Annotated in this window: 2 protein-coding genes; both read left to right on the top strand. The window is 80.2% G+C overall.

What is annotated here, in order from left to right:
- Positions 1-76 precede the first annotated feature (76 nt).
- Positions 77-1369, top strand: coding sequence for a glycosyltransferase (locus GTR00_RS18440; protein ID WP_166613029.1), 1293 nt, complete (start codon positions 77-79; stop codon positions 1367-1369).
- A complete protein-coding gene (locus GTR00_RS18435) occupies positions 1360-2667 on the top strand; it encodes a nucleotide sugar dehydrogenase (protein ID WP_166613028.1) in 1308 nt (435 codons plus the stop codon). Before GTR00_RS18440 ends, GTR00_RS18435 begins: the two co-directional genes overlap by 10 nt.
- Positions 2668-2741 lie beyond the last annotated feature (74 nt).

The raw sequence follows: 2741 nt of genomic DNA, 5'->3' as shown, positions 1-2741 counted from the left end.
CGCCTCGTCGAGGAGGCCCGCCCCCGGGACGGCCCCTCGACGGCCGGCCGCGCCAGCCCCACCGAGGAGGAACCCCGTGCCGCACCCCGACCCCGCCGCCGCCGGTGGGGCCGGGGGACCGCGGGTCCTGCTGGCCAGCCGCGTCTTCGCGCCCGAGCCGGCCGCCGCCGCCCAGCGCCTGGCCGCCCTCGCCGCGGCCCTGACCGCCGCCGGCGCCCGGGTGGAGGTCCTCACCAGCCGCCCCACCGCGGCGGTGCGCCGCGCAGCCGGGACCGCCGGGGCCGGCGGGGCGCGGGTGCGCCGCTGGCCGGTGCTGCGCGACCGCAGCGGCGTGGTGCGCGGCTACCTGCCCTACGCCAGCTTCGACGTCCCGCTGCTCGCCCGCCTGCTGCTGGCGCGCCGCCCCGACGTCGTCGTCGTCGAGCCCCCGCCCACCACGGGCGCGGTCGTCGCCGCCGCCTGCGCGCTGCGCGGGGTGCCGTTCGTGTACTACGCCGCGGACCTGCTCTCGGTCGCCGCCGCCGACGCCGGGGCGGCCCGCCCGGTCCTGGTGGCGCTGCGGGCGCTGGAGGGCGCGGTGCTGCGCCGGGCCGCGCTGGTGCTGGCGGTCTCCGAGGCGGTGGCCGAGCGGGTGCGCGACCTCGGCGCGGCGCCGGGCGTCGTGGAGGTCGTCGGTGCGGGCGCGGACGTGGCGACCTTCACCGAGGGTCCCGCGGGCGCGGAGGAGGAGCTGCTCGTCTACGCCGGGACGATGTCGGAGGTGCACGGCGCCGGGGTGTTCCTCGACGCCTTCGCGCGCGTCGCCGAGCGGCGCCCGCGGGCGCGGCTGGTGATGTACGGCGGCGGCGTCGAGCGCGAGGAGCTGCTGCGGCGCGCGGCCGCCCTGCCGCCGGGCAGGGTCGAGCTGCCGGGCACGGTGCCCGCCGCCGAGGTCGCCGCGGCGCTGCGCCGGGCCCGGGCGGGGCTGGCGTCCCTGCGCCCGGGCGGCTACGCCTTCGCGGTGGTCACCAAGACCTTCGCCGCCACCGCCTGCGGCACCCCGGTCGTCTACGCCGGCCCGGGCCCGTGCGCGGACCTCGTGCGCCGCCACGACCTGGGCTGGGCGGTGCCCCACGAGGCGGGGGCCGTGGCCGTCGCCCTGGAGGAGGCCCTGGGCGCGGCGCCGGACCCGGCGCGGCGGCGCCGGCTGGCCGGGTGGACCCGCCGGGAGGCCTCGCTGCCCGCCGTGGGCGCGCGGGCCGCGCGCGCGGTGCTGGGCGTGTGCGCGCCCCGGTCCACTCGGCGGACCGGGCGGACCGGGCAGACCGGGGAACAGGGAGCGCCCGCGGGTGGCGGGCGCCGTCGTGGAGGAGCCGTCCCGTGCACGTGACCGTCGTCGCCCTGGGCAAGATCGGCCTGCCGCTGGCCGTGCAGTACGCGCGCGCCGGTCACGAGGTGACCGGCGCGGACGTCGACGCCCGCGTCGTCGAGCTGGTCGCCGCGGGCCGCGCCCCCTGGGACGAGGAGGCCCACCTCGCCGAGCGCCTCGCGGAGGTGGTGGCCGCCGGGCGCCTGCGCGCCACCACCGGCACCACCGCCGCCGTCGCCGCCAGCGACGTCGTCGTCGTGGTCGTCCCGCTGGTCGTCGACGAGGCCGCCCGCCCGGACTTCGCCGCCATGGACGCCGCCACGCGGGCCGTCGCCGCGGGCCTGCGGCCGGGCACGCTCGTGGTGTACGAGACGACGCTGCCGGTGGGCACCACCCGCGGGCGGCTGGTGCCGCTGCTCGAGGCCGGCAGCGGCCTGCGCACCGGTGAGGACCTCTTCGTCGCCTTCTCCCCGGAGCGCGTGCTCACCGGGCGGGTGTTCGCCGACCTGCGCCGCTACCCCAAGCTCGTCGGCGGCGTCGACGCCGCCAGCGCGCGGCGCGCCACGGCCTTCTACGAGGCCGTGCTGCAGTTCGACGAGCGCGCGGACCTGCCGCGCCCCAACGGCGTGTGGGACCTCGGCAGCGCGGAGGCCGCCGAGGTGGCCAAGCTGGCCGAGACGACGTACCGCGACGTCAACATCGCGCTGGCCAACCAGTTCGCCCTCTACGCGCAGTCCCTCGGCATCGACTTCGCCGCCGTCGCCGAGGCGTGCAACTCCCAGCCCTACAGCCACCTGCACCGCCCCGGCGTGGCCGTCGGCGGGCACTGCATCCCCGTGTACCCGCAGCTGTACCTGGCCGGCGACCCGGCCGCGGACGTGGTGCGCACGGCCCGCGCGGCCAACGAGCGGATGCCCGCGGCCGCCGTCGCGATGCTCGACCGCGAGCTGGAGGCGCTGGGGACGCCCCTGGCCGGGGCCAGGGTGGCCGTGCTCGGCGCCGCCTACCGCGGCGGCGTGAAGGAGACCGCGTTCAGCGGGGTGTTCCCCCTGGTGCGCGAGCTGGCCGCCCGCGGGGCGGTGCCGGTCGTGCACGACCCGCTGTTCTCCGACGCCGAGCTGGCCGAGCGCGGCCTGGCGGCGCACCACCTGGGCGAGCCCGTCGACGCCGCCGTCGTGCAGGCCGACCACCGGGCCTACGCGGCGCTGGGCGCCGCGGACCTGCCCGGTGCCCGCGTCCTGCTCGACGGCCGCGGCGTCACCGCCGAGGACGGCTGGGACGGCGTGGTGCGCGTGGTGCTGGGGCGCGGGCGCCGGTGAGCGCCGCCAGCGCCTCCAGCAGCAGCTCGCGCCGCTCGTGCGCCACGACGACGGCGACCACGACGGGCGGGGGC

It is taken from the genome of Kineococcus indalonis, assembly GCF_009906395.1.
Taxonomy (GTDB): Bacteria; Actinomycetota; Actinomycetes; order Actinomycetales; family Kineococcaceae; genus Kineococcus; species Kineococcus indalonis.
This window is presented reverse-complemented; position numbering and strand designations above follow the sequence as displayed.